The following is a 23,714-nucleotide window of genomic DNA, read 5'->3' as shown; positions in this document are numbered from 1 at the left end:
CGTTTCCCCTCAATGGCAGGGGAAGGCATTGGCATGACGCGTGTCATGCGCGGCATTGTGAACGGCTTCCACATGGGAAAAGCCGACAAAACCGACAACGAACAGGCCAAGCACGATCGCCGTCAGCGATTGCGCGAAGCTGCCCGTTTTTGCGGAAACGGCTGAATTGGCCGTATTCTGCTGGATGGACATGGTGACCCCTCTCCCGGCGCGACCCCGCGCCTTTAGACACGGCCGAACGGCGGGAGCCGCAAGACCGCATGCGATACACTTCACCACGGGGATACGAGACTGACACAGGGAGGCATTGATCTCGCCACCCTGAAATTCCGCTCTTCCGGACACCCCGCCGGCATGGACATTTCCGTGATGGCAGGTCTCCTGGCTTACGGGTCAAAACCTGAAACACCTTCCCGGCATCGCCCTCCCTGGAAACCTCGGTTCCCGGAAAATGGCTTGCCAGTGGCACTTCGTTTCAGGCTCTCCGCTCACAGTTGCGGGGGCAGCCACGAATGAGGATCGCTCCCTATCGTGTTCCCTTTTCACCTTCCGGAACGCCCGGAAGGAACCATCACGGGATTGTTATCCGATGGGTGGCGGCGGGAGTCAATGGGCGCGCATGCGCCCAGGGCACCCTACCGCGCCGGAATGGCCTTCAGATAGGCGGCGATCGCATCGCGGTCATCCGCCGTCAGATGCGCCATGTTCTGCTGCACCTTGACCATGGAACCGCCGACGCTGTCGAATTCCGGGGTGAAGCCGGTTTCCAGATAGCTGGCAATATCGGCCTTGGCCCAGCTTCCGATGCTTTGCGAGCCGGGGGTGATGTCAGGAATGCGGCCTTCGCCTTCCGGATTGGGGCCGCCGGCCAGCCACTTATCGGCAAGGAAGCCGCCGAGCGCATTGCGCGGCGTATGGCATTCGCCGCAATGGCCCGGCCCTTCCACCAGATATTGGCCGCGCAGCAATTCGGCATTGGCATCGGCAAGCTCGACGCGCGGCGGTGCGGAGGGGTCGAAATAAAGGAATTTCCAGCCGCCCAGCGCCATGCGCAGGTTGAAGGGGAACGGTAGCTCATGATCCGGCGCATCGTTCTGGCTGGCCGGCAGGGCTTTCAGATAACCGAAGAGATCGTTGATGTCCTTCTGCGTCATGCGGGCATAGGAGGCGTAGGGAAAGGACGGGTAAAGATGCTCACCGTTCCTGCCCACACCGCGCGTCATCGCATCGCCGAATTCCGCCAGCGTCCAGCCGCCGATACCATGCTGCGGATCGGAAGAAATATTGGGCACATGAAAGGTGCCGAAGGGGCTTTTCAGCGCCTGCCCGCCCGCAAGCGTCAACAGCGCCTCACCCTTCGCATCGGGTGCGGCATGACAGCTTGCACAGCCGCCCGCCCAGAACAGCGTTTCGCCATTGGCCAGATCCGGTTCGCCAAGGCTGACCCAATGGCTTGGCGCCTGACGTTCCGGCGCGGTGACCCAGGCGAATATGCCGTAGCCCGCAATCGCCGCGACCACAGCCCCGCCAGCGAGTTTCGTCCAGATGGAGGACATACCCCTCTCCCCATTCTCACCTGACCCGGTCAGATGCCTTTCGAGCGTGAGAAAACGCCGCCGGGAAGCGGCGTTTCCAGAATCATTCGATTATTTCTTCAGACGATAGGTCTGGTGGCAGGTGCCGCAATCGGCGCCGAGCGTCTTCATGGCGGTGGCAACACCCGCCTGATCGCCGGGGAGATTGGCGAGAACGATGTCCGCATCCGTGCCGAGCTTGGCGGCCTTGGCCTTGAAGTCCTCGAAATTTTCCCAGATGGCGGGAGCAGCCGCGCTGCCGGTTTCGGTGCCGGCGGGGAACTGCTCCGGGAAAGCCTTGGCATTGGTGCCGATGGTCGTCACGGCGGCCTTGACGGTATCAGCATCAAAGGGCTTTTCGCCCTTGGAGATGGCGGCGAGCGAACCCATGGCGCCGCCGATCTGCTTCATCATGCCTTCACGTTTTTCGACTTCGCCGGCAGCGTAGACCGCTCCGGCGCAAAGACAGCCGAAAAGCATGGCCGCCGTGATGGTTTTCAGTTTCATGCACACTCTCCTTGATTCCGGCTGGGACACCGGGCGCTAGATGGAACGGCGCGAGGATGCCCTTTCCGGATGGCGAAAAGAAGTCACATTGCGGTGAATTCCATCGTGAAAACAGAAGTCTAAGACAAGGCCTCCCAGAGCGTGAGAAGCGCTGCGGCAATCAGCATGAAACCGGCGGTGCGACCGATGAAGATCGTCGCGGCGGGCGAGGAAACAAGCCATGCCCGGCTTTTATCCGCCGTCAGCGCCAGCGCGCCATAGACGGTGAACTGCGTCACCGCCACCATCGCACCCATCACCAGCCCCTGCATCCAGATCGGGCCATAGGCCGGTTTGAGGAATTGCGGATAGATCGCCATCATGAACAGATAGGCCTTCGGATTGGAAAGGCAGGTCAGCACCGCTCGCCAGAAGGCTTTTCTGACCGAAGCGCTCGCCTGCGCCTCGTCGCCGTTCACGACAATCGCGCTGCGCATCAGGCCGATGCCGATCCAGATCATATAGGCGGCGCCAAAGACCAGAAGCGGCAGGAACAGCGACGGCATCCACGCGGCGAGCATGCCGACGCCCAACGCACCGTAAAGCGAATGCACGATGCCGCCGGCGCTCATGCCGCTTGCGGCGGAAAGGCCGGTTCTCTTGCCACCCGTCAGCGCACTTGCCAGCACAAACAGCATGTCCATGCCCGGCAGAATGATGATGCCGAACAGGACCAGAAAGAAAAGCCAGAGATTTTCGGCGTAACTCATGTCAGTATCTCCCAAAACGGTTCATGGCACATTCGGGAAAGCCGATGTTTCTCAATGTGTTTCTCCGTTTATAGGAAAGGCCAACTGACAGCGTTGTGTCAGTTGCGTCGTAATATCCCCGGGAAAACGGCAATGCGCAAGGCGTCGAGACTGTTCGAAATCATCCAGATCCTGCGGGTGGCGCGCAGGCCCGTCACCGCGCAGACCATTGCCGAGGCGCTGGAGGTGACGGTGCGCTCGGTCTATCGCGACATAGCCGCCCTTCAGACCATGCGCGTGCCGATCGAAGGGGAACGCGGCGTCGGTTATATCCTGCGTCCCGGCTTCAACCTGCCGCCGCTGATGTTTTCCATCGAAGAGACGGAAGCGATCGTGCTGGCGCTCGCCATGGTCGCCCGCACCGGCGATGCCGAATTGCGGCAGGCGGCCAGGCAGGTCAGCGACAAGATCGCCGCCTCCCTGCCCGAACCCCTGTCGAAAACCCTCTCCGCCAATGCCCTGCACGCCTGGGGCAGCATCGCGCCAGCACCAGCAGGCGTCGATCTTGCGACGGTCAGGCGGGCGGTGCGCGACGAGGAGAAACTGGAAATCACCTATCGCGATGAAGCCGGCGCGGAAACGCAACGACGAATTCGGCCGATTGCGGTGATCTATTATTCCGAAACGGTGAATATCGTCGCCTGGTGCGAACTACGGCAGGCGATCCGCAATTTCCGCTCGGACCGGGTGCTGAGTTGCGACACCACGGGCAGCTTCTTCAAGCTCGAAGGCGAGAAGCTGCGGCAATTGTGGATGAGCGGCTGGCAGAGCAACCAGCCGGGAAACAGAACTCCGGAACGCGCGACAGATTGAGCTGGCGTTGTGCGACGAGCACGAGATAGTGCAGCTCGCAGCCTTTGTTCTCTGTCGGAGCCGGAGCAGCCCCCTCCACCCTCATTCCTGTGCTCGTCACAGGAATCCAGTCGACGCGCGTTTGCGCGGCGGAGGGGAGTCTGGCCTCAAAGCACGGCGGCGTTTTGCAGCAAATACTCCAGCACCCGATCCTCCTCGCGCCCGAAACCGCGAATGGCGATTCGGTCGGCAAAGACATCGGCGATGGCAAAGGTGTTCTGGTCGAGCGTATCCACCATGCCCTTGAAATTCACGAAGTGGGTATGGCCCAGCACGCCGTAATTGCCCTCGTGATTATGGCCGTTGAACCACGCGACGACCGAAGGATGCGCGCCGAGAAGCTCGAGGATGCGCGGCGCGTCCCACATGTTGTGGGCGTTTTCCGGATAGACAGGGTAGTGGCAGAGAACGATCACTTTTTCGTCTGCTGCATCCGCCTTTTGCAGAACAATCTGCAGCCATTCGAACTGTTCATCGCTGAACGAGGCGTTCCAGTCCTGCGCATTGATTGCGCCCGCATCCGCCAGACGCTTCAGCCGCTCTGCAGCAAGCGCGCGACGCGGATCGCCGGGCGGCGGGGCGAAAAGGCTGACCTCGTTGCCGTCAAGCACGACGAAGCGGACGTCGCCGATGGAAAAATCATGCCAGGGGGCGGACATGCCGAGGCGGTTATGGATATCGGGCAAATGCTCAGCGGCGACGGCGAAATCGTGATTGCCCGGCAGCAGGACCGACCGGTGGCGAAGCTTGTCGTAAACGGCAAGGATCGCATCGAAATTTTCAAAGCCGCGGTCGATGATATCGCCCAGCGTCACCACGAAGGCCAGATCTTCGCGGTTGAAGGCGTCGATCGCGTCTGCGAGCTTTTTCGGGCTTTCAGCGTAATATCGGCCCATCTCGGGGCGCGGATCGGCATCGGCATATTGGGGATCGGCGACAATGCCGAAGGAGAAGAGAGGCGTGGTTTTTTCAGTCATGATGCGCCGCGATAAACCCGGCGGATGACAGGCTTGTGACAGCGGACGACATCCCAAAAGCAGAACACCCGGCGCGAGGGCCGGGTGTTCGAAAATTCCGTTCCGCAAGCCTTATTTGGCGGCGGCTTCGTAACGCTCGAGGACGTAGTCCCAGTTGATGAGGTTATCAACGAAGGCTTCGAGGTACTTCGGACGCAGGTTGCGGTAATCGATGTAGTAGGAGTGTTCCCATACGTCGACGCCGAGGATCGGCTCTGCGCCATGAACCAGCGGGTTTTCGCCGTTCGGGGTCTTGGAGATTTCGAGCTTGCCGTTCTTGACGGAAACCCATGCCCAGCCGGAGCCGAACTGCGTGGTGCCGGCAGCGATGAAATCAGCCTTGAACTTGTCGTAACCGCCGAGATCGGAGGCGAATGCCTGTTCCAGCTTGCCCGGCAGCTTGTTGCCGCCGCCGTCCTTCTTCAGCCACTTCCAGAAATGGACGTGGTTGTAATGCTGGGCAGCATTGTTGAAGAGACCGGCATTGGTGCCAAAGGACTTCTTCACGACTTCTTCGAGCGAAAGGTCGGAGAGACCGGCTTCTGCCGCCAGCTTGTTGCCGTTGTCGACATATGCCTTGTGGTGCTTGTCGTGATGGAACTCGAGCGTCTCGCGCGACATGTAAGGTGCAAGCGCGTCGTAGTCGTAGGGGAGTTCAGGAAGTTCAAAGGCCATGGTTTTTACTCCTTTTTGCAGCGGGTTACCGCTCCTAGAAACCGTGTGAGCGGACCATAGGAGCGAAGCTCCGTTTGGGCAACCTGTGAAATATCAAAATGTTCCGCCAAAAGAGAAAATTCGTCTCGCGCCGGCCACCACCACATTTGTTTCACAACCCTGGCGTACCGTTTTCCACCCTATCGGTTCGGTTTTGCCGAGATTGCAGGAAGGAAATTCCATGACCCGCCCCAACTCCCGCTCCTTGATCCGCTCCATCCTCCTCTTCACCGCCCTATCATCGCTGGCACTCCCCGCCGCCGCATCCTCGGACGATGCCTGGAAAGAATTCGTGGCGGATGTGCAGACGGCCTGCCTTGCCGGAGCCAAGGACATGATCGAGGACGCCAAGGCTGTGGTCGATCCCGTCGGCAGCGAAAATTACGGCCTCGCCATCCTGACCGGCAAGGCCAAGGGCGCGGATGCGACGGTCAGCCATATCTGCGTCTACGACAAGAAGACCAAGGCGGTGGAACTGGGCAGCGAGCTTGCCGGGGATACGCTGAAGGTGGAAATTCCCGGCTCCACCCAGCCCTAAATCATATAAAAACAGCGGGATGGCGAAAACCGCTCACAGTTTTCGCCATCCCGCTCAAACTTTTTGTTTTGTCGCATTTCCAGACGGAAAACCGGGCTCCAGATTTTCAGGAAATGCTCCAGCGGATCAAAAACGGGGCGTTGTGTCGCCCTCGCCCAGCGCGCGCTGCATCAGGACGGTATCCAGCCACTGGCCGTGTTTCCAGCCAATGGATTTGAACGTGCCGACATGCTCGAAACCGGCCGCACGGTGCAGGCCGATCGAGGCGGCGTTGCCGCTATCGCCGATGACGGCGAGCATCTGCCGGAAGCCGCGCGAGGTCGCATCCTCAATCAGCGCATCGAGTAGTTTGCGGCCAATCCCCATGCCCTTCATGGCCGGATCGACATAAACGGAATTCTCAACCGCCGCGCCATAGGCCGGGCGCGGACGATAGGCCCCGGCATAGGCATATCCGGCTATCTTTCCGTCGATTTCGGCGACGAGATAGGAATAATTGCCCTCCACCAACAGGCGACGGCGCTCAAGCATCATATCCACGCCCGGCGGATCGATCTCGAAGCTGGCGCGGCCGTTCAGCACGGCATCCCGGTAAATTTCGGTAATGGCTGGAATATCCGCTTCCTCGCAAGGGCGGATGGTGCAACTGGATACTGTGAGAAGGGTCATTATCTCGTCCTGTGGTCATTCACGGCCCCATTGTGCATTGCGGCGCAGCCAAAATAAAGATTATCTATCTTATACAAACGATAAGGTTTTCTTTGATGATGGACCTCGATCTGCGGCAGGTGCGCAGCTTCATGGATGTCGCCGATCTCGGCAGCTTTTCCGCCGCCGCCGACAAGGCGGGGATGACACAGCCGGCCATCAGCCTGCATATCAGGCTCTTGGAAAAGCAGCTCGGCGTGCGGCTGATCGAAAGGGTCGGCAGGCGCGCGCAGCCGACGGCGGCGGGGCGGGATTTTCTCATCCATGCAAGACGGATCGCGGAAGAAGTGGCGCATGCGATCGATACCGTAGCACCTCATCGCAGCGGGGCGACGGGACGCCTGCGCATCGGCACGGGCGCAACCGCCTGCATCTATCTGCTGCCGCCGGTGCTGGCCAAAATCCGCCAAGCCATGCCGGGTATCGAAATCGTCGTGCAGACCGGCAATACGCACGATATTTTGCGGCTTCTGGAGGCCAACACGATCGATGCGGCGGTGGTGGCCCTGCCCGCCAGTGGCCGCAGCCTCGATATCAGCGATATCCATCTCGATGAACTGGTTGCAGTTTTCCCGCATGGTGCCGTCACTGACAGAACGGTACTGAACGCCGAAACGCTTTCGACGCGGCCGCTGCTGCTTTACGAGGGCGGCAATACGCGCAGGCTGGTGGATCAATGGTTTTCGGCGAGCGGCCGCACCGTGCAGCCCGCCATGGAACTGGGCAGCGTCGAGGCCATCAAGAAGCTCGCGGGTGCGGGCCTTGGCCTTGCGATCGTGCCACGCATGGCGATGGAGCATGAAGGTGCGGTGTCAGAGCTTGAATGGCGCGCGCTCGAACCGCCGCTCGAACGGCGCATTGCCCTTGCTCTCAGACGCGACAAGCACATGACCGCGCCGCTGCGGGCGCTTGCCGCTGCGCTGCCGAGCTTGCAGAAACGATAAAGCCCGCGCCGGTTTCGGGCGCGGGCTCGGCTGTTAACGAAAAGGACCACACCTCTCCTCCGTCATGCCGGACTAGATCCGGCATCCAGCCACGGCGCGTCTGCGCCGTGAGAAGAGTCTTACGCGATCAAGGACTTGATCGCGCTGGACCCCGGATCAGGTCCGGGGTGACGGAACCCGGTAGCGCGGGTTTTGTCAAAGGCAATCTCTTCCTCAGAACTCCGTCCAGTCGTCGCCCTTCACGGCCAGCGCCGCATTGCCACGCGAGGCGGCAACCGGGCGGGCCCTTGAAGGCGCAGCGACGGGTGCGGCAGGCGCACGGGCGGGACTTGCGGCCCGCTGCATATGCCTTGCCGTCTCCCGCAATGCGGAGGTCTGCTGACCGAGCTGGAATTGCGCAAGCAGGGCGTGGAGGTTGGCGCATTCCTGCGCGAGACCCGCACCGGCCGCGTTCATTTCCTCGACCATGGCGGCGTTCTGCTGCGTGGCCTGATCCATGTGGTTGACGGCGGTGTTGACCTCGGAAAGGCCAGCCGACTGTTCCTGCGCCGCCGTTGCGATGGCATCCATATGGGTGTTGACGGAAAGCACCAGCTGCTCGATTTCGGAAAGCCCGACGCCGGTGTCGGCGACCAGCTTCACGCCCTCACCCACCGCAACGGCAGATGTGTTGATGAGCTGCTTGATTTCCTTGGCGGCATTGGCGGAGCGCTGCGCCAGTTCGCGCACTTCCTGTGCGACGACGGCAAAACCCTTGCCCGCATCGCCCGCCCGCGCCGCCTCGACGCCCGCATTCAGCGCCAGAAGGTTGGTCTGGAAGGCGATTTCGTCGATGACGCCGATGATCTGGCCGATCTGGCGCGAGGAATGTTCGATGCGCTCCATGGCGGAAACGGCATCGCGCACCACCTTGCCGGAAAGATCGGCCTTTGACCGTGCTTCACGCACCGTGTCGCGCGCCTCGCCTGCTCGCTTGGAGGTGGCGGAAACATTGGCGGTGATCTCTTCCAGCGCGGCGGCGGTCTCTTCCAGAGAAGCGGCCTGCTGCTCGGTGCGGCGGGAAAGATCGTCGGATGCCGATGACACCTCATGCGCGCCGCCGTTCACTGTCTGTACGGACTGGCCGACGCTTGTGAGCGCTTCGCGCAGCTGATGCACGGAGCTGTTGAAATCGTGGCGCAGCGCCTCGAATTGCGGAGCGAACGGCGTGGCGATCTCGCAGACCATGTCGCCGGAAGCAAGACGGCGAAGGCCGCCCGCTAGCGAACCCGTGGCCTGATTGAGCCGTTCTTCGGCCTCAGCCTCGGCACGCTGCTGCAGCTCGATACGGTCCCGCTCGGCCCGCTCGCGGTTGGCGACGGCTTCCGCCTCCAGCTGCTTGTTGCGGATTGCCGCCTCGCGGAAGATTTCCACGGCGCGGGCCATCTCGCCGATCTCGTCGGAACGCTTTGCACCGGCGACATCGATTGCAAGATTACCGCCCGAAAGCTCCATCATCGCGTTGGTCAGGCGGCTGATCGGCCGGGTGACGCGGCCGACGATGACAGCAAGCGAGAGAATACAGAGCGCCAGCGTGACGACGAAGACGGCGAGATAGATCATCGCATCGATAAAGGCACCCTGTTTTGCCTTTTCGGCATTGGCATCCAGAACATCCATGGCGGCGGACGCGATTTTCGCAATCGTGCCGAGATTTTCGGTGACGGTGGTGCGCCAGCTATCCATGGTGAAGGCAGGCGTGCGGCCGTTGTTCAGGTCGTCGATGAGCTTGGTGCGCTGGGTGCTGAAATCACCCTTGAAATAGGTCTTGTCCGCGGTGGCGTAGATGTCCTTGAGCGACTGCGGCGTCGATTCATGCGCGACCAGATCGCCGGTCGCTTTCCACGCGAAAGCCGCACCGGCATCGGCTGCGCCGAGCTGCTGCATTTCCTGCGCGGTGAGCGGCCGGTTCTGGGCGACGGCGCCGTTGAGAATGACGGTGGCGCTGCCGCCAAGTGCGCGGGCGGACCAGCCATAGGAGCGCAGCTGGATCAAACCGGTCTGACCCTGATCGAGGGAGCGGACAGTGCCTTCAAGTGCCGTCGAACCGGCTTCAAGCGAGGCGAGGAAATCGCCGCCGAGCGTCATGACCGTCTTGTCGAGCCCGCTTTCGCGCCGGTCGAGCGGCTGCGAAACATTGGCGTCAACCTTTTTTCTGAGCTCGACGAACTGCGCGTAAACATCTTTCACACGCTTGAGCGGCGCTTGCAGCTGCGTGTTTTCGAGCGATGAAGACTGTGTGAGGAATGCCGTCATGGCGGCATCCACCTTCTGGCGTGCCGCCTGCACGCTGGCGATGCTGCCGGCCGACTTTGACGGATCGAGTGTCAACGCCGTGGCGCTGTCGCCACGTTCACTGCGGAAATTCAAAAGCGCATTGAAAAGAAGCTTGTCGAGCGAGGCGAGTTGCGCGACCTCGGAAAAGGTGCCGGCGCGATTGACCGAGCGCCACAATTCGTTGCCGACCAAACCGGCCAGCGCAAGGCTGATGGTAAGGAAAAATCCCACAAGTATATTACGAATGCTGAAAGACATCTGGCGGCCCTCGTTAGCCGGAGGTGAAGATGCCGCAAACTACAGGTCGTTTGTCTAAAATTGGATTAAATTCCCCCCGTCTTTTTGGGGAAAATATTGCACCGCAGAAAAGCAATGGCCACGGCAGGCCGAATGCCTGCCGTGGCCTCTTTACGAGATGATTGCCGATCTCAGACGTCTGCGCCGAGACGCGCCCAGTCCATGTAAAGATCGAGCGCCTTGCGGGCGACCGGGCCTGCCTGCAACTCGCGATCATCCAGCTTCACGACAGGCGAAACCTTGGAATAATTGCCCGAGCAGAAGATTTCATCGGCCTCGCGGAAATCCTCGACCGACAGGGTCGCCTCACGGACATCGAAACCGGCCTGCCGCAGAAGGCCGATCACCCGCGAACGGGTGATGCCGGCCAGGAAGGTGCGGTTCGGAACCGGGGTGAAGACGACGCCGTCCTTGACCATGAAGATGTTGGCCGAAGCGGATTCGGCGACATTGCCGTTCATGTCGCGCATCAGGGCATTGTCGAAGCCGCGCGAGCGGGCTTCCAGAATGGCGCGGCCGCTATTGGGGTAAAGGCTGCCGGCCTTGGCGTCGGTCATCGCGGTTTCCGGCGAAGGACGGCGCAGCGGCGAGACGGTGAGCGTCAGCGGCTTGCCGGCATCCATCGGCGCTTCAAAAAGGCACAGCGCAAAACGGGTGGAACTGGCATCCGGCGCGACAACGCTGCCGGGCATGCCGTGTTCGGCCCAGTACATCGGTTTGATATAGATCGCCATCTTGCCGTCGAACCTGTTGACGCCTTCCAGCGCCAGCGCCTCGATCTCTTCCGCCGTCATCGTCGGCTTCATGCCCATATTAGCGGCAGAGCGGTTGACGCGCTGGCAGTGCAGATCGAGATCGGGAGCGACGCCATCAAACCAGCGCGCGCCGTCAAACACCGTCGACGCCAGCCACATGGCGTGCGAGGTCGGGCCGATGAGCGGCGGATTGCCGGGCAGCCATTGACCATCAACATAGGTCCAGGTGGTTGATCGGGGTGCGGTATCGACGCTCATGATGGTCTCCTGTCTCAAGCGTTTCCGTCAAACGAAAACGCTCCGTCTTTTTGTTCTGATGCATTTCCGGATGAGGAACGCTACGCGCGCTCAACTTGGGATGTGCTGGAAATCGGCCGGAGTGAATGCCTCTCCCCTGACGAGGTCAAGTTTTAATTGCCGCGATTTCTGATTTTGATGGAAAATAACAAAGCGACGGCCCGACAAAGATGTTTTATGAGGTGAAACAAAAGGTTGATGAATAGATTCATCACAATAATTCATCGATCCGATGATGGCGGGGCGATTTCACCCATGCGATGCTGACGATCTGACGGCAGTCCGCAGGAGGAAAACCATGGCATGGTCCGCCCACCAATATCTGAAATTCGAAGACGAACGGACACGCCCCGCCCGGGATCTCCTGGCCCATGTGCCGCTGGAGCGGGTGCTGAATGGCTATGACCTTGGCTGTGGCCCCGGCAATTCCACCGAGCTTCTGACTGACCGTTACGGCGTCAACGTCATTACCGGCATCGACAGTGACGACGACATGCTGGAAAAGGCGGCGGACCGACTGCCGACCACCCGCTTCGGCAAGGCCGACCTTGCAAAATGGAAGCCGGCGCAGAAGGCAGACCTGCTTTACGCCAATGCCGTTTTTCAGTGGGTGCCGGATCATCTCGTCGTTCTTTCGCAACTGATGGACCAGCTGGAAAGCGGCGGTGTTCTGGCCGTGCAGATGCCTGACAATCTGCAGGAGCCGACGCATCGCGCCATGGAGGAGACCGGCGCGAACGGTGCCTGGAAGGACAGCTTTGCAGATGGCAGGCTGCGCCGCAAACCCCTGCCCGCACCTTCTGACTATTTCGATGCGCTGACGCCGAAATCCGCGCGGGTGGATGTGTGGCACACCGTCTATAATCATCCCATGAAGGATGCGGAAAGCATCGTCGAATGGGTCAAGGGCACGGGCCTGCGCCCCTATCTCGCCGCCGCCGGCGATGAAAACCGCGAAGCCTTCCTCGCCGACTACACGCGGCGCATCAAGGAGGCCTATCCGCCGATGGCGGACGGCCGGTTGCTGCTGCGTTTTCCACGCCTCTTCGTGGTGGCGGTGAAGAAATAAGGCATAAAATGCGACGTGAGATTGTCGCACGTGGACGCATCCCCACCGCCCTCATTCCTGTGTTTGTCACAGGAATCCAGTCAGCCCAAGTCCTTGGGCTGACTGGACCCTTTCCGCCGCGCAGACGCGCGTCGGCTGGATCTCTGTGACAAGCACAGGGATGAGGAGAGCGCGGAATGCAGAAAGCGTGGACGGCCGCTGGCTTATCTTGCCAACCGGCCTAAACGCCAATGTTTAACCTGCAAAGGCATAGACCCGGAGGCGGTGGTTGTCGGGGTCGGCAGCGGTAAAGGTGTAGCCGAACTCCATTTTGGCGGGCTGCTGCAGCATGTCGACGCCTCTTGCCTTCCAGTTGGCGAAAGTCTCATCCACCTGTGCGTCGTTTTCGACACGGAAGGCGAGCTCGCCGCCGCCGCCCGCGACCGATGCCTTCGGCTCCACGGTATGCTGCGACCACAGGCCGAGCTTCATGCCGTTGGCAAGCACGAACAGCGAGAATGTCGGTGAGGATTCCACCGGTTCCGCACCCAGCAGGGCCTTGTAAAATTCGGTGCTGGCCGGCGGGTTATCGACGTAGAGGATGGTGAAGTCGGGGTGGGTCATGGCTGTTCTCCTGTGTTGCGGATGAACAGTTTCTAGACCCCGCTACTGTCAGTTTTTGTCAGCATGATGCCGCCGCCGCTGTTTTTCCCTTTCGCGCCATTCTTTCAACAGGGCCTGGCGGCGGCGCGGATAACGGCTGTCGAGGGGACGGAAATCTTCGATGCGGTCGGCCCGGAAACTGCGGTAGTCCTGCCGTGTCTCGCACCAGCCCAGCACCACCCGCACCAGATCGAAAAAAGCGAGTGCGAAGGGCCAGATCACCCGCTCCGTCACGTCTCCCTTTTCATCGCGATAGGTGATGACGACCTTGCTTTCCTTGCGGATCGTATCGCGAATGGCCGCCAGATCGACATGGATGGCGGCGAGGCCCTGCCCCGGCCCGACAAGCAGGGTGGAATTATCGAGTTCCTCGCGCAGGGCATCGGGAAGCACGGCGCCGATCTTGACGAGTGCGGCGCGGGCGGCCTCGGCCAAACCCGCATCGGCGCGGCCCGCCACCCAGCGGGAGCCGAGCACCAGCGCCTCGATCTCCTGCTGCGAAAACATCAGCGGCGGCAACAGGAAACCGGGTCGCAGCACATAACCCACCCCCGCTTCGCCCTCGATGTCAGCACCCTGCGCCTGAAGCGTTGCAATATCGCGGTAAAGCGTGCGCAGGCTGACGCCGGTCTGCGCGGCAAGAACCGTACCGCTGACCGGCATGCGGTGGGAGCGCAGGATCTGCAACAGATCAAGAAGCCGTTGTGAGCGCGACACGCGACATTTCCTTCCACCCGCATAGTTGGATCGTACCGTTGACGATCCCGGCGATAGACGCGTAACGCCGCCAGCCGCCTGGTGCAACCATGCAAAAAAGGGTGGACAAGGCCGCGCCGCCATCATGTAGATATGGTCAGGGATATTCACTCCCCCTCACCCGCCACAGGCATTTCGAGTTTCCGCCATGATCGTTCGTCCAAAACCGAACCTGCTGCAGCTTTTCCTCATCGTGCGCGGTTCCATCATCGTCCGCATCTTTCCGCAGGTGCTTGCGGTGTTCCTGCTGTCGACGCTGGTTGTCTGGGCGCACAAGGACCGGCCGGATCTGGTACAGGCGTTGAACGGCGCGCCCTTTTCGCTGCTCGGCATCGCGCTTTCGGTGTTCCTCGGCTTTCGCGCCAATGCCTGTTACGACCGCTGGTGGGAAGCCCGCAAGCAATGGGGCGCGCTGATCACCGTCGCCCGCACGCTTTCGCGCCAGACCACCATGCTGGAAAGCCGGCAGGATGTAGCCGATCCCGTAACCCGCAGGCGGATCACCGATCTTGTAATCGCCTTCTGCCACGCGCTGGTCTCGCACCTGCGCCCCGGGGATGCGACCGCCACTGCCGCCAACCTCATTCCGGATGACCTTTCGGAGATCTATGCCCGCAGCCGCAACAAACCGGACATGCTGCTGCGCGAAATATCCGGCGCTGTCGTCTCCGCTCATGGCAAGGGGCAGATCAGCGATATCCAGCTGCAGATGCTGGACGCCACCGTGCAGCAGATGGGGGCCTCGCAGGCTTCGTGCGAGCGCATCCGCCAGACGCCGGTTCCCTTCGGTTATTCGCTGCTGCTTCACCGCACCGCGCATCTCTTCTGCCTGTTGCTGCCGTTCGGTTTCACGGATCTGCTCGGCTGGGCCACGCCTTTTACCAGCACGCTGATCGCCTATACGTTTTTCGGTCTCGACGCGTTGTCCGACGAGCTGGAAGACCCATTCGGCACCGGCCTCAATGCCCTGCCGATCAATGCGCTTGCCACCACCATCGAGATCAATCTGCGCGAGGCGATGGGCGAGACCGATCTGCCGGCCGACCCGCGCCCGGTGGATTATGTACTGATGTGATATCGTCCCGCCGGGTTGAAACCGATCGCGCGGACACCAGTTAATGAAAGACGGCTTCCCCGCCCGGCATCTGCCGCCGACCATGTTTTCAGCAAACAGGAGAGACATCCATGTATCACGTCAACGCCAATGGCGCGAATATTCCCGCCCTCGGTTTCGGCACCTTCCGCATTCCGGAAGACGATGTCAGGCGCATTCTGCCGGAGGCGCTGAAACTCGGTTTCCGCCATGTCGATACCGCGCAGATCTACAAGAACGAGGGTGCCGTCGGCGAGGTCCTCGCTCAGTCAGGCATTTCCCGCCACGATATATTTCTCACCACCAAGGTCTGGGTGGATCGCTTTCGTCACGACGATTTTCTCGCCTCCGTCGATGAAAGCCTTGCAAAACTGAAGACTGACTATGTTGATCTGCTGCTGCTGCACTGGCCGAAGAGCGATGTGCCGCTTGCCGAGCGCATGGGCGCGCTGAACGCGGTGCGCAAGGCCGGAAAGGTGCGCAATATCGGCATTTCCAACTTCAACGTGGCGCTGACCGAAGAAGCAGTGAAACTTTCCGACACGCCGCTTGCCACCAACCAGATCGAATATCACCCCTATCTCGACCAGACGAAGGTGATTTCGGCCGCGCGCAAACACGGGATGTCGGTGACGGCCTATTATCTGATGGCCGATGGCAGGGTGCCGAACGATCCCCTGCTGCAGGACATCGGCGCAAAGCATGGCAAGACCGCCGCGCAGGTGACCCTGCGCTGGGCCGTGCAGCAGCCGGATATCGTGGCGCTTTCCAAGACGGCGACTGAAAGCCGCCTCAAGGAGAATTTCGACATTTTCGATTTCGCGCTGACGGAAGAGGAAATGCAGGCCATCCACGCGCTGGCCAAACCGAACGGCCGCATCGTCAGCCCCGGCCACCTCGCACCCGATTGGGACGACTAAGCCGGCGGGGCAGTCCGGTTCGGTTTCATCGCTCGGTCAGGGCCAGCTTCGCACCCAGCGCCACAAAGGCGGCGGCGAAGCTGCGCCGCAGCCAGGCGAGAACCGCCGGGCGTGACATCACCTGCCGCCGGACCGAGGCGGCAAAACAGCCGTAAAGCGCAAAGACCAGAAACGTCATGGCCATGAAGATCAGCCCGAGATCGATCATGCGCCATGTCGGCAAAGCCTCATCCGGCGCGATGAACTGCGGCAGGAAGGCGAAAAAGAAGATCGACAGTTTCGGGTTCAGGAGATTGATGAGGATCGCCTCGCCGATGACGCGGGCGGCCTTCTGCGGCTCCCCGGCATCATCGATCTTCAGCGCACCGTCTTCCCGCAGCGTATTCCACGCCATGTAGATGAGGTAGGCGACCCCCAGATATTTGACGATGCCGAAGGCCAGCGCGCTGGTGTGCAGAATGGCGGCAAGGCCGGTGATGGCGGCGAGCAGATGCGGCACGATGCCGAGCGTGCAGCCGAAGGCCGCAATCACGCTCGCCCTCGCCCCCTGCGAGAGACCGGCGGCCAGCGTGTAGACCACGCCGGTTCCCGGAGAAGCGGCGACGATGAAGGATGTGATGAGGAATTCGGGTGTCATGGTGCGGGTGTGTCCTGTGGGTGGAGGACAGGAGCATGATGGCGCGTGGGGTGGGTGTCTTGGACGAAATTGCAGAGCTGATGCTCGGAGGCTCGCGCGGTAATAGCAGGCTGAGGGGCTGGGCCAACCCACTCACCCTCATTCCTGTGCTTGTCACAGGAATGAGGGTGGAGAAAGCATCTACGAAAACGCCGCCCGATAAACCGCCGGCGTCACGCCGAATTGCCGCACAAAAAACCGGTTCAGATGGCTCTGGTCGGTAAAACCGGCGGCAAAGGCCGCCTCGGCAGGCGGCGTACCGCTGGCCAGCGCATGCCGGGCCAGATGCACGCGCCGCTGGAGAAGATAGCTGTGCGGCGTCAGGCCTGTCGCCTTGGCGAAAGCCCGCAGGAAACGGAACTGGCTCATGCCGGCCTCGCTCGCCAGATCGGCGAGGCGGAACGGCCGGGCGGGATCGTCATCGATGCTGCTTTTCGCCCGTTTTATGCTGTCGAGTGCGGTAGTTTCGCGCGGTTTGGCAGCCACCTCCATGGCACCCGCCAGAAGCATCAGCAGGGCCTCGTCGCCATGCAGGGTTTCGCCCGGCCGCTGCCTTGCGGTCATCGCAGAAAAGACAGCGCAGAACCGGGCTGCTAGCGGCCTTCCATCGACGGGATAGGCAAATTCGAAAGAACCTCGATCCTTCTCGCAGACATCGGCAATGGCGTCGCGGACGATATCGATGTCGAGATAAAGCATCCGCCAGGCGCGGCCGCCCTCTCCGAGCGGAATGCCGTCATGCACCTCGCCCGGATTGACGGTGATGACATGGCCGGCGCCGGCCTCCACCATGCCACGACCGGAGAGCGATTTCTGCGCGCCGCGTTCGATGAGGCCGATGCCGAACTGATCATGCATGTGGCGCGGGAAAGAACGATCGCTGTCCGCTACCACGGCGACGACGCCGGGCATGCTGGTTTTCGGCATCAGGAACTGGCCTTGGCCCATGAAAGCGCGCGCTCCGCAGAAAAGAGCGCGACGCTATCACAGGATGTCCCCATGCGACAGACGCTGCCGCTTACGGATGCATATGGTTGATCATCGCGAAGACCTGATCGAAATTGCCGTTCTGCGCGGCAAAACGCAGCGGCTTGCAGCGTTCCACCACCACTTCATTCTCATCCGGACGATTTTCAAGAATATCCATCACCTCGGAAATGAAGGCGTCGAGCGGCATCGCCCTTTCGTCGCTCGCCTGCCCCTCGCCCATCAGCGTCGTCTGCACATAGGGCGGTACGATTTCGATGACTTCCACCGGTGTCTCCTTCAGCTGCTCGCGCAGCGCAACCGAATAGGCATGGATGGCGGATTTGGTGGCGCTGTAGGTGGGGGTCAGCACCATGGGCACGAAGGCGAGGCCCGACGAGACAGTCAGCACCGTGGCGGCGGGCTGCTTTAGGAAATGCGGCAAAAGCGCAGCCGTCAGGCGGATGGGCGCGAGGAGATTGGTGGCGATGGTTTCTTCAGCCGTATCGAGATAATCCGGTGCGGCGGCAATGTCTTCCGGCCGCATGATGCCGGCATTGTTGATGACGGCGTTGAGGGTGGGATGGGCCTTCACCAGCGCGTCGGCAAATGCGCGAATGCCCGCGGCGTCCGCCGCATCCATCACCATCGAGGCCATGCCCGGGTTGGCGGCCGTCACCTCGTCGAGCACAGCCTGGCGGCGGCCGGAAATGATGACCCTGTTGCCTGCCTGATGAAACGCTTCCGCCAGCGCCCGGCCGATGCCCGAACCACCGCCGGTGATGAGAATGGTATTGCCCGTGATTTTCATTGGAACATCCTTTGCTTGTTGGCTGAAAGGAAGTTAGCTATGATACTCTCCAATCGAAAGTAGGCACCCAAAAGATTTATACTTACCCAATGGAGAGTGTTAGATGAAACGGCACGCGGCCGACCCGGCCATCGAGAACCGGCGCAAGGTTCCGCCGCCCACGGATACCGATCCGGCGATAGAGGCGCTGGTTCAGGACATCATTGCGAAAGTGGCCGACAAATGGACGATGCTCATTCTGGAAGTGCTGGAAGAGCACGGCACGCTGCGCTTCACGCAGATCGGCAGGCTGGTGGGCAACATCAGCCAGAAGATGTTGACGAAAACACTGCGGCAGATGGAAAGCGACGGGCTGGTGCGCCGCACCGTGCACCCCGTCATTCCGCCGCATGTGGATTATGCTCTGACGAACCTCGGCCGCACGCTGGGCAGCGCCTTTTGCGGCGTTTGGATATGGGCGGAAACGCACCATGCCGAAATAGAAGAGGCGCGCCGCCTGTTCAATGAACAGCCGCCGCGCCCCGCGATGGAGTAGCTTCGCCTCAGGCGAACTGGCTGAGACCCGGAACCGAGGCGATCACCTGATCGACAACCTCATCGCCCGCATGCTGGCGGGCAACGGAGATGGTTTCCTTGGCGAGCGTGGAAATCTCGCTCATGCCGAGGCCCTGACTCATCAGCTGCTGGCCGAGACCCATGATGCCGCCGCCGCCGATGGCGCTCATCAGGCCGCCGAGCAGACCGCCGCCGCCGGCACCCTCGCCATTATACTGCGCCACCAGATCGCTGGCGCCGGGAATGGCTTCGATCATCCGCGCGATCGGGCCGTCTGCGGCCTCGCGCTGCAGAAAACCGAGAATCATGCCAACGGCCTTTTCAGCCAGTTCAGGGTCGATCCCCGCCTTTACGGCGATCTGATCCACGACTTCGTTCATTCTTGCCTCCTGTTGAAAAACGACGCCAACATCGAATAACTGACGTTAACGTCAACGTAAAACAATCTCATGCTGCATTCAAGCGGCCACGAACAGGTGCGGCAACTTTCATCAAGCGGTTTTTCCTCATCGGCATCAAGCAGTTGTTGCGCCTTGAAACTGTCCTTATAAGATCATCACAACCAAACTATGAAAAGGCCGCTTTCGCGAGGAACGGTCACCGCATGCCAGCTACGCTTTTAATTCGGACATGACTTTTACAAAATCCGGCGCGATTTTAAGGGTCATGCATCAGCCGCAGGAGAAAATGGTCGATGTTGCAGGACGGACAGCTCTATATCGGGACCAGCCGCAATCCGGACGACAGCCTGAACAAGGGCGAATATCTGGAACTGAAATTCGGCAACCGCCACGGCCTGATCACCGGCGCGACGGGAACGGGCAAGACCGTGACGTTGCAGGTTCTTGCCGAAGGTTTCTCCAAGGCCGGCGTGCCGGTTTTCTGCGCCGATATCAAGGGCGACCTTTCCGGCATCGCGGCGGAAGGCGAAGCCAAGGACTGGGTGCAGAAACGCGTCGAGCAGATCGGCTTCACCGATTTTTCCTACGGTAAATCCTCCGTCATCTTCTGGGATCTCTACGGCGAAAAAGGCCATCGCGTGCGCGCCACCATCGCCGAAATGGGGCCGCTGCTGCTTGCCCGGCTGATGGATGCCTCGGAAGCGCAGGAAGGCGTGCTCAACATCGCCTTCAAGATCGCCGATCAGGGCGGGCTGCCGCTGCTCGATCTCAAAGACCTGCAATCGCTCCTGAACTATATGGGCGAAAACGCATCGGAGCTTTCCAATCAGTTCGGCCTGATTTCCAAGTCCTCGGTCGGTTCGCTGCAGCGCGGGCTGCTGGTTCTCGAACAGCAGGGCGCGGCCAATTTCTTTGGCGAACCGGCGCTGAAGATCGCCGACATCATGCGCGTGGGCACGGACGGGCGCGGCACCATTTCGGTTCTCGCCGCCGACCGGCTGATGATGAACCCGCGCCTTTACGCCACCTTCCTGCTCTGGATGCTCTCGGAACTCTTCGAAGAACTGCCTGAGGTGGGCGACCCGGAAAAGCCGCGCCTGGTGTTCTTCTTCGATGAGGCGCATCTGCTCTTCAACGATGCGCCACGGGTGCTGGTGGAACGCGTGGAACAGGTCGTGCGCCTTATCCGCTCCAAGGGCGTCGGCGTCTATTTCGTGACGCAGAACCCGCTCGACGTGCCGGAAACCGTTCTTGCCCAGCTCGGCAACCGCGTGCAGCATGCGCTTCGCGCCTATACGCCGCGCGAGCAGAAAGCGGTGCGCACCGCCGCCGACACCTTCCGCCAGAACCCGGCCTTCAACACCGCCGACACCATCACCACGCTCGGCACCGGTGAGGCGCTGATCTCGACCCTGCATGACAAGGGCGCACCCTCCATCGTCGAGCGCACCCTCGTGCGCCCGCCTTCCGGCCGTGTCGGACCGCTGACGGATGCTGAGCGCAGGTCGCTGATCGATGTTAGCCCCGTCGCCGGCCAATATGACAAGGATATCGACCGGGAATCGGCCTTCGAAATCCTCGCTGCCCGCGCCCAGAAGGCGGCGGACGCGGAAGCCGCCAAGCGCGCGGAGGAGGAAAACGCCTCCAGCCAGTCCGAAAGCGCTTCCGGCCGCTGGCGTCTGCCCGGCTTCGGCGATGAAGAACCCGCACCGGCATCCACCGGCTCGCGCAATGGCGGCGCCCGCCGCACGGGTTACCAGCGCGAAACGGTAATCGAAGCGGCGATGAAAAGTGCCGCCCGTTCGGTCGCCACATCCGTCGGCCGCGCCATCGTGCGCGGGATTTTGGGTAGTTTGAAGCGATAGAAACAAGCACGCCGCCCGCTCCCGATGGGGCGGGCGGCGCTTGATTGGCACAGCGGTTACTTCTGGCGATAGAAGATCATGCCGCCGTGATAGAGAATGTCGTCGACGAATTCGCCGTCGGCCGTAAAACCGGTATCGTCCCAATAGTCGATATGGTTTCCCCTCACCTCATATCGCCCCTGATAGGCGCTTTTGCGGTTGCCCCGCGCCTCGTCATAACGACCATCGGGCAAAAGCTCCTGACGAACATGGCCATCGCCGGTGACCCACATGCCGATATAAGGGTGGTTCTGGATTTGAGCCGTTTCGGTCATGTTCACGTCCATGGCGTTATTCGCTTTGCGGGAGCCCGTATCGGCGGAAGCCGTTGCAAGCAGAAGCGCAACCGATGTCGAAACAATGTTCATTGCCTTTGCCCTCCCGATGCGGCGTTGTCGCGGCGTTCCTCGAACAATTCAGCCAGCGTCCGGGATGCGGCGATGGCTTTGGGAAAACCTGCGGGAACCGTGATCAGATAGATCATTTCCTTCAGTTCCTCGTCGGTTGCGCCGACGTTGAGTGCATAACCGGCATGGACCTTCATCAGATCCCGCTCGCCAAGGGCCGCCATGACCGCAACGGCGGCCAGCTGGCGGGTCCGGTTGTCCAGTCCCGGCCGCGACCATACCTCCCCCAGAGCGTAACCTTCGGTCGCTTCGGCGAGGAAAGGAAACTCCTGCCGCAAACGCTCCAGATTGGCCTGGGGCCGACCATTGTTGAGGCTGCGGATGACGTCGTCACCACGCCGCAGCCTGTCATCCAGACGCTGCGGATTGGCGATGGCGGCGGCACTTCCCGCAAGCATGGTAATCGCAAGCACGGTTGGAAAAATCGCTTTCATGTCGGCCTCCTCAGGCAGCGATGGGTCGGATGACGATTTCATTGACGTCGACATCATCAGGCTGCTCGATGGCGTAGCGCACCGCGCGGCCGATGGCGTCGGGTTTCAAGGCGATGGCCCGATAGGTCTGCATCAGCTCCGCAGCGGCCGGATCGGTGATGGTGTGGGCAAGTTCGCTTTCCACCACGCCGGGGTGAATGCAGGTGACGCGCAGGTCGCGGTTTTCCTGCCGCAGCCCGTCCGAAATCGCCCGCACCGCAAATTTCGTCGCGCAATAAACGGCCGCCGTGGGTGAAACGGCGAGCGCACCGATGGAAGCGATGTTGATGATATGGCCGGATGCGCGGGCGGTCATCTCGGGCAGAACGGCGGCGACGCCATAAAGCACGCCCTTGATGTTGACGTCGATCATCCGGTCCCATTCATCGACCTTGAGCGACGACATCAGCGATAGCGGCATGATACCGGCATTGTTGACGATGACGTCGACCTGCCCGAAAGCCTTGCGTCCGGCCTCCGCAAAAGCCTCGACGCTCTGTCTGTCCGTAACATCAAGCGGATGGGCGACGACCTCGGCACCCTTCCCGCGCAATTCTTCGGCCAGCACCTGCAAGCGGTCCATGCGGCGCGCGCCCAGCACCAGCCTCGCCCCGGCGGCCGCCAGTTCCCTTGCGATACCCTCACCGATCCCGCTCGATGCACCTGTGATGAGAACGACTTTGTTCAATGTCATGGCTTTCTCCTTGGTGTTACGGCCCGCTTTTTCTGAAAGCGACCGTTGCGGACAAGATAAAGCTTGGGCATTGTCGTGATAACCGCCTCAATCATAACCTCAATGGATAGAATTTCTAACCAATGAACATCGATCTCAACGCGCTTTCCACATTCTGCATGGTTGCCGACGAGCGCAACTTCCGGGCTGTCGCGGACAGGCTCGGCATAACCCGGTCCGCCGTGAGCCAGACCATCCGCAAGCTTGAAGAGACAATGGGAATAGCGCTGGTACAGCGCACGACGCGCAGCGTCAGCCTGACGGAAGCGGGGCAGCAGCTTTATGCGGATGTGTCGCCATCCATCGGCAATCTCGTCCAGGCAGCCAATGCTGCATCTTCCCTGAGCGGCGCCGTGCGCGGGCAGTTGCGCCTTGCCGTTTCCTCGATTGCCGAGCGTTTTTTATCCGGGCCATTGCTTGCGGGCTTTGCGGACATGCACCCCGAGGTGCAGCTTGATATCGTCGTGACAGACGAGGAGTTCGATATCGTCGCCGAACATTACGATGCCGGCGTGCGTCTTGGAGAACTGATCGCGCAGGACATGATTGCCGTTCCGGTTTCCGCTCCGCAGCGGCAGCTCGCCGTCTGCTCCCCTGCCTATCGGGACCGCTTCGGCCTGCCAGTGCAGCCCCGCGAGTTGATCCAGCACAGGTGTATCGGCTGGCGCCCCCGTCCGGGTGTGGCGCCATACAGGTGGGAATTTGCCGAAAACGGCCGCGAATTTGCGGTGGCGGTGGAGCCTGATTTCACCACCAACGACATGCAGCTGATGATCAAGCTGGCCTGCGCCGGCGCGGGCATCACCTTCGGCATGGAAGAAACGTTCCGCCCCTATCTGGAGAGCGGGCAACTCGTTTCCATGCTGGAAGACCATTCCCCGACCTTTGCGGGATTTTATCTCTATTACCCCAGCCGCCGTAACCTTGCGCCGAAGCTGCGCGCCTTTATCGATCACGTCCGCCTGTCGAGAGAGCGGTAATCTGCCGGAGCGGGCTCCGGCA

The 23,714-nt window shown here is 61.1% G+C and carries 27 protein-coding genes and 1 riboswitch; of the genes, 9 read left to right on the top strand and 18 right to left on the bottom strand.

The annotated features are described in order from the left end of the window. Nucleotides 1–9: 9 nt before the first annotated feature. From DA915_RS04435 to DA915_RS04420, 4 genes are all read right to left on the bottom strand, one after another. Nucleotides 10–192, bottom strand: a complete 183-nt coding sequence (locus tag DA915_RS04435) for a CbtB domain-containing protein (RefSeq protein ID WP_003509308.1) — start codon at nucleotides 190–192, stop codon at nucleotides 10–12. Between the two features lie 161 nt (nucleotides 193–353). Next, a riboswitch (cobalamin riboswitch) is annotated at nucleotides 354–588 on the bottom strand. 47 nt (nucleotides 589–635) lie between these two features. Continuing rightward, the gene (locus DA915_RS04430) at nucleotides 636–1,556 is read right to left on the bottom strand and encodes a cytochrome c (RefSeq protein ID WP_107675251.1); all 921 of its coding nucleotides are present in this window, start codon (nucleotides 1,554–1,556) and stop codon (nucleotides 636–638) included. Nucleotides 1,557–1,646: 90 nt separating this feature from the next. Continuing rightward, a complete protein-coding gene (locus DA915_RS04425) occupies nucleotides 1,647–2,081 on the bottom strand; it encodes a cytochrome c (protein ID WP_003509310.1) in 435 nt (144 codons plus the stop codon). 119 nt (nucleotides 2,082–2,200) lie between these two features. Next, on the bottom strand, nucleotides 2,201–2,830 hold the full coding sequence (locus tag DA915_RS04420) for a LysE family translocator (RefSeq protein ID WP_107675250.1): 630 nt from the start codon (nucleotides 2,828–2,830) through the stop codon (nucleotides 2,201–2,203). A gap of 132 nt (nucleotides 2,831–2,962) precedes the next feature. Between DA915_RS04420 and DA915_RS04415 the strand changes: the two genes are divergently transcribed. Further along, entirely contained in the window at nucleotides 2,963–3,682 is a 720-nt protein-coding gene (locus DA915_RS04415) for a YafY family protein (RefSeq protein WP_107675249.1), read from the top strand. A gap of 146 nt (nucleotides 3,683–3,828) precedes the next feature. Here the strand turns inward: DA915_RS04415 and DA915_RS04410 are convergent, their stop codons facing one another. Beyond that, a complete protein-coding gene (locus DA915_RS04410; protein ID WP_107675248.1) occupies nucleotides 3,829–4,698 on the bottom strand; it encodes a metallophosphoesterase in 870 nt (289 codons plus the stop codon). A gap of 111 nt (nucleotides 4,699–4,809) precedes the next feature. Further along, complete coding sequence (locus DA915_RS04405) at nucleotides 4,810–5,412, bottom strand: superoxide dismutase (protein WP_003509319.1); 603 nt, start codon at nucleotides 5,410–5,412, stop codon at nucleotides 4,810–4,812. A 220-nt stretch (nucleotides 5,413–5,632) separates the two neighbouring features. Here DA915_RS04405 and DA915_RS04400 point away from each other — a divergent pair, with 220 nt between their 5' ends. Next, nucleotides 5,633–5,989, top strand: a complete 357-nt coding sequence (locus DA915_RS04400; RefSeq protein ID WP_020813072.1) for a hypothetical protein — start codon at nucleotides 5,633–5,635, stop codon at nucleotides 5,987–5,989. A gap of 126 nt (nucleotides 5,990–6,115) precedes the next feature. On the opposite strand, the gene DA915_RS04395 is transcribed toward DA915_RS04400, so the two are convergent. Beyond that, nucleotides 6,116–6,658, bottom strand: coding sequence for a GNAT family N-acetyltransferase (locus DA915_RS04395; protein WP_087743555.1), 543 nt, complete (start codon nucleotides 6,656–6,658; stop codon nucleotides 6,116–6,118). A 95-nt stretch (nucleotides 6,659–6,753) separates the two neighbouring features. On the opposite strand from DA915_RS04395, the gene DA915_RS04390 reads away from it, so the two are divergent. After that, nucleotides 6,754–7,641, top strand: coding sequence for a LysR family transcriptional regulator (locus DA915_RS04390; protein WP_107675247.1), 888 nt, complete (start codon nucleotides 6,754–6,756; stop codon nucleotides 7,639–7,641). A gap of 213 nt (nucleotides 7,642–7,854) precedes the next feature. Here DA915_RS04390 and DA915_RS04385 read toward each other — a convergent pair whose 3' ends face one another. Continuing rightward, nucleotides 7,855–10,215, bottom strand: a complete 2,361-nt coding sequence (locus tag DA915_RS04385; RefSeq protein WP_060723924.1) for a methyl-accepting chemotaxis protein — start codon at nucleotides 10,213–10,215, stop codon at nucleotides 7,855–7,857. A 170-nt stretch (nucleotides 10,216–10,385) separates the two neighbouring features. Then, complete coding sequence (locus tag DA915_RS04380) at nucleotides 10,386–11,267, bottom strand: branched-chain amino acid aminotransferase (protein WP_003509326.1); 882 nt, start codon at nucleotides 11,265–11,267, stop codon at nucleotides 10,386–10,388. A 337-nt stretch (nucleotides 11,268–11,604) separates the two neighbouring features. Between DA915_RS04380 and tam the strand changes: the two genes are divergently transcribed. Then, complete coding sequence (gene tam / locus DA915_RS04375; RefSeq protein ID WP_107675246.1) at nucleotides 11,605–12,375, top strand: trans-aconitate 2-methyltransferase; 771 nt, start codon at nucleotides 11,605–11,607, stop codon at nucleotides 12,373–12,375. A 234-nt stretch (nucleotides 12,376–12,609) separates the two neighbouring features. On the opposite strand, the gene DA915_RS04365 is transcribed toward tam, so the two are convergent. Together DA915_RS04365 and DA915_RS04360 are read right to left on the bottom strand one after the other, a co-directional pair. After that, nucleotides 12,610–12,978, bottom strand: a complete 369-nt coding sequence (locus DA915_RS04365) for a VOC family protein (protein WP_107675245.1) — start codon at nucleotides 12,976–12,978, stop codon at nucleotides 12,610–12,612. Between the two features lie 48 nt (nucleotides 12,979–13,026). Next, nucleotides 13,027–13,734: a YafY family protein gene (locus DA915_RS04360; protein WP_107675244.1), complete on the bottom strand. Its 708-nt coding sequence runs from the start codon at nucleotides 13,732–13,734 to the stop codon at nucleotides 13,027–13,029. Between the two features lie 187 nt (nucleotides 13,735–13,921). On the opposite strand from DA915_RS04360, the gene DA915_RS04355 reads away from it, so the two are divergent. Beyond that, nucleotides 13,922–14,848, top strand: a complete 927-nt coding sequence (locus DA915_RS04355) for a bestrophin family protein (RefSeq protein WP_107675243.1) — start codon at nucleotides 13,922–13,924, stop codon at nucleotides 14,846–14,848. Between the two features lie 110 nt (nucleotides 14,849–14,958). Further along, nucleotides 14,959–15,786, top strand: coding sequence for an aldo/keto reductase (locus DA915_RS04350; RefSeq protein WP_060723922.1), 828 nt, complete (start codon nucleotides 14,959–14,961; stop codon nucleotides 15,784–15,786). Nucleotides 15,787–15,811: 25 nt separating this feature from the next. On the opposite strand, the gene DA915_RS04345 is transcribed toward DA915_RS04350, so the two are convergent. The 3 genes from DA915_RS04345 to DA915_RS04335 all read right to left on the bottom strand — a co-directional run bounded on the left by DA915_RS04345 (nucleotide 15,812) and on the right by DA915_RS04335 (nucleotide 18,239). After that, a complete protein-coding gene (locus DA915_RS04345) occupies nucleotides 15,812–16,423 on the bottom strand; it encodes a LysE family translocator (RefSeq protein ID WP_107675242.1) in 612 nt (203 codons plus the stop codon). A gap of 180 nt (nucleotides 16,424–16,603) precedes the next feature. Continuing rightward, a complete protein-coding gene (locus DA915_RS04340) occupies nucleotides 16,604–17,410 on the bottom strand; it encodes an AraC family transcriptional regulator (RefSeq protein ID WP_107675241.1) in 807 nt (268 codons plus the stop codon). Nucleotides 17,411–17,480: 70 nt separating this feature from the next. Continuing rightward, nucleotides 17,481–18,239: an SDR family oxidoreductase gene (locus DA915_RS04335; RefSeq protein ID WP_003509336.1), complete on the bottom strand. Its 759-nt coding sequence runs from the start codon at nucleotides 18,237–18,239 to the stop codon at nucleotides 17,481–17,483. Between the two features lie 103 nt (nucleotides 18,240–18,342). Between DA915_RS04335 and DA915_RS04330 the strand changes: the two genes are divergently transcribed. After that, nucleotides 18,343–18,774 (top strand): helix-turn-helix domain-containing protein, encoded by a 432-nt coding sequence (locus tag DA915_RS04330; RefSeq protein ID WP_003509337.1) that lies wholly within the window; start codon nucleotides 18,343–18,345, stop codon nucleotides 18,772–18,774. Nucleotides 18,775–18,781: 7 nt separating this feature from the next. Here the strand turns inward: DA915_RS04330 and DA915_RS04325 are convergent, their stop codons facing one another. Continuing rightward, entirely contained in the window at nucleotides 18,782–19,174 is a 393-nt protein-coding gene (locus DA915_RS04325; protein ID WP_107675240.1) for a DUF937 domain-containing protein, read from the bottom strand. 314 nt (nucleotides 19,175–19,488) lie between these two features. On the opposite strand from DA915_RS04325, the gene DA915_RS04315 reads away from it, so the two are divergent. After that, nucleotides 19,489–21,060, top strand: a complete 1,572-nt coding sequence (locus tag DA915_RS04315; protein WP_107675239.1) for a helicase HerA-like C-terminal domain-containing protein — start codon at nucleotides 19,489–19,491, stop codon at nucleotides 21,058–21,060. Between the two features lie 56 nt (nucleotides 21,061–21,116). On the opposite strand, the gene DA915_RS04310 is transcribed toward DA915_RS04315, so the two are convergent. The 3 genes from DA915_RS04310 to DA915_RS04300 are packed head-to-tail and all read right to left on the bottom strand — an operon-like array spanning nucleotide 21,117 to nucleotide 22,673. Beyond that, entirely contained in the window at nucleotides 21,117–21,467 is a 351-nt protein-coding gene (locus DA915_RS04310) for an Atu4866 domain-containing protein (RefSeq protein ID WP_003509341.1), read from the bottom strand. Then, nucleotides 21,464–21,940 (bottom strand): carboxymuconolactone decarboxylase family protein, encoded by a 477-nt coding sequence (locus DA915_RS04305; RefSeq protein WP_003509356.1) that lies wholly within the window; start codon nucleotides 21,938–21,940, stop codon nucleotides 21,464–21,466. The genes DA915_RS04310 and DA915_RS04305 overlap by 4 nt, the downstream gene beginning before the upstream one ends. A 10-nt stretch (nucleotides 21,941–21,950) precedes the next feature. Next, nucleotides 21,951–22,673 (bottom strand): SDR family oxidoreductase, encoded by a 723-nt coding sequence (locus DA915_RS04300; RefSeq protein WP_003509357.1) that lies wholly within the window; start codon nucleotides 22,671–22,673, stop codon nucleotides 21,951–21,953. Between the two features lie 122 nt (nucleotides 22,674–22,795). Here DA915_RS04300 and DA915_RS04295 point away from each other — a divergent pair, with 122 nt between their 5' ends. Next, the gene (locus tag DA915_RS04295) at nucleotides 22,796–23,692 is read left to right on the top strand and encodes a LysR family transcriptional regulator (RefSeq protein WP_107675238.1); all 897 of its coding nucleotides are present in this window, start codon (nucleotides 22,796–22,798) and stop codon (nucleotides 23,690–23,692) included. The last annotated feature ends 22 nt before the right edge of the window (nucleotides 23,693–23,714 follow it).

Source organism: Agrobacterium sp. LAD9, assembly GCF_003031125.1.
GTDB classification, from domain to species: Bacteria; Pseudomonadota; Alphaproteobacteria; order Rhizobiales; family Rhizobiaceae; genus Agrobacterium; species Agrobacterium radiobacter.
Note: the sequence above shows the minus strand (reverse complement) of the source record. Positions and strands in the feature narration are given on the sequence as shown.

Coding starts and splice junctions, on each gene's coding strand:
- tam (WP_107675246.1), top strand. CDS start 11,605: ATGGCATGGTCCGCCCACCAATATCTGAAATTCGAAGACGAACGGACA.
- DA915_RS04295 (WP_107675238.1), top strand. CDS start 22,796: ATGAACATCGATCTCAACGCGCTTTCCACATTCTGCATGGTTGCCGAC.
- DA915_RS04380 (WP_003509326.1), bottom strand. CDS start 11,267: ATGAGCGTCGATACCGCACCCCGATCAACCACCTGGACCTATGTTGAT.
- DA915_RS04345 (WP_107675242.1), bottom strand. CDS start 16,423: ATGACACCCGAATTCCTCATCACATCCTTCATCGTCGCCGCTTCTCCG.
- DA915_RS04365 (WP_107675245.1), bottom strand. CDS start 12,978: ATGACCCACCCCGACTTCACCATCCTCTACGTCGATAACCCGCCGGCC.
- DA915_RS04435 (WP_003509308.1), bottom strand. CDS start 192: ATGTCCATCCAGCAGAATACGGCCAATTCAGCCGTTTCCGCAAAAACG.
- DA915_RS04415 (WP_107675249.1), top strand. CDS start 2,963: ATGCGCAAGGCGTCGAGACTGTTCGAAATCATCCAGATCCTGCGGGTG.
- DA915_RS04315 (WP_107675239.1), top strand. CDS start 19,489: ATGTTGCAGGACGGACAGCTCTATATCGGGACCAGCCGCAATCCGGAC.
- DA915_RS04340 (WP_107675241.1), bottom strand. CDS start 17,410: ATGGGCCAAGGCCAGTTCCTGATGCCGAAAACCAGCATGCCCGGCGTC.
- DA915_RS04350 (WP_060723922.1), top strand. CDS start 14,959: ATGTATCACGTCAACGCCAATGGCGCGAATATTCCCGCCCTCGGTTTC.
- DA915_RS04335 (WP_003509336.1), bottom strand. CDS start 18,239: ATGAAAATCACGGGCAATACCATTCTCATCACCGGCGGTGGTTCGGGC.
- DA915_RS04390 (WP_107675247.1), top strand. CDS start 6,754: ATGATGGACCTCGATCTGCGGCAGGTGCGCAGCTTCATGGATGTCGCC.
- DA915_RS04330 (WP_003509337.1), top strand. CDS start 18,343: ATGAAACGGCACGCGGCCGACCCGGCCATCGAGAACCGGCGCAAGGTT.
- DA915_RS04395 (WP_087743555.1), bottom strand. CDS start 6,658: ATGACCCTTCTCACAGTATCCAGTTGCACCATCCGCCCTTGCGAGGAA.
- DA915_RS04310 (WP_003509341.1), bottom strand. CDS start 21,467: ATGAACATTGTTTCGACATCGGTTGCGCTTCTGCTTGCAACGGCTTCC.
- DA915_RS04385 (WP_060723924.1), bottom strand. CDS start 10,215: ATGTCTTTCAGCATTCGTAATATACTTGTGGGATTTTTCCTTACCATC.
- DA915_RS04405 (WP_003509319.1), bottom strand. CDS start 5,412: ATGGCCTTTGAACTTCCTGAACTCCCCTACGACTACGACGCGCTTGCA.
- DA915_RS04420 (WP_107675250.1), bottom strand. CDS start 2,830: ATGAGTTACGCCGAAAATCTCTGGCTTTTCTTTCTGGTCCTGTTCGGC.
- DA915_RS04300 (WP_003509357.1), bottom strand. CDS start 22,673: ATGACATTGAACAAAGTCGTTCTCATCACAGGTGCATCGAGCGGGATC.
- DA915_RS04400 (WP_020813072.1), top strand. CDS start 5,633: ATGACCCGCCCCAACTCCCGCTCCTTGATCCGCTCCATCCTCCTCTTC.
- DA915_RS04355 (WP_107675243.1), top strand. CDS start 13,922: ATGATCGTTCGTCCAAAACCGAACCTGCTGCAGCTTTTCCTCATCGTG.
- DA915_RS04325 (WP_107675240.1), bottom strand. CDS start 19,174: ATGAACGAAGTCGTGGATCAGATCGCCGTAAAGGCGGGGATCGACCCT.
- DA915_RS04305 (WP_003509356.1), bottom strand. CDS start 21,940: ATGAAAGCGATTTTTCCAACCGTGCTTGCGATTACCATGCTTGCGGGA.
- DA915_RS04425 (WP_003509310.1), bottom strand. CDS start 2,081: ATGAAACTGAAAACCATCACGGCGGCCATGCTTTTCGGCTGTCTTTGC.
- DA915_RS04410 (WP_107675248.1), bottom strand. CDS start 4,698: ATGACTGAAAAAACCACGCCTCTCTTCTCCTTCGGCATTGTCGCCGAT.
- DA915_RS04430 (WP_107675251.1), bottom strand. CDS start 1,556: ATGTCCTCCATCTGGACGAAACTCGCTGGCGGGGCTGTGGTCGCGGCG.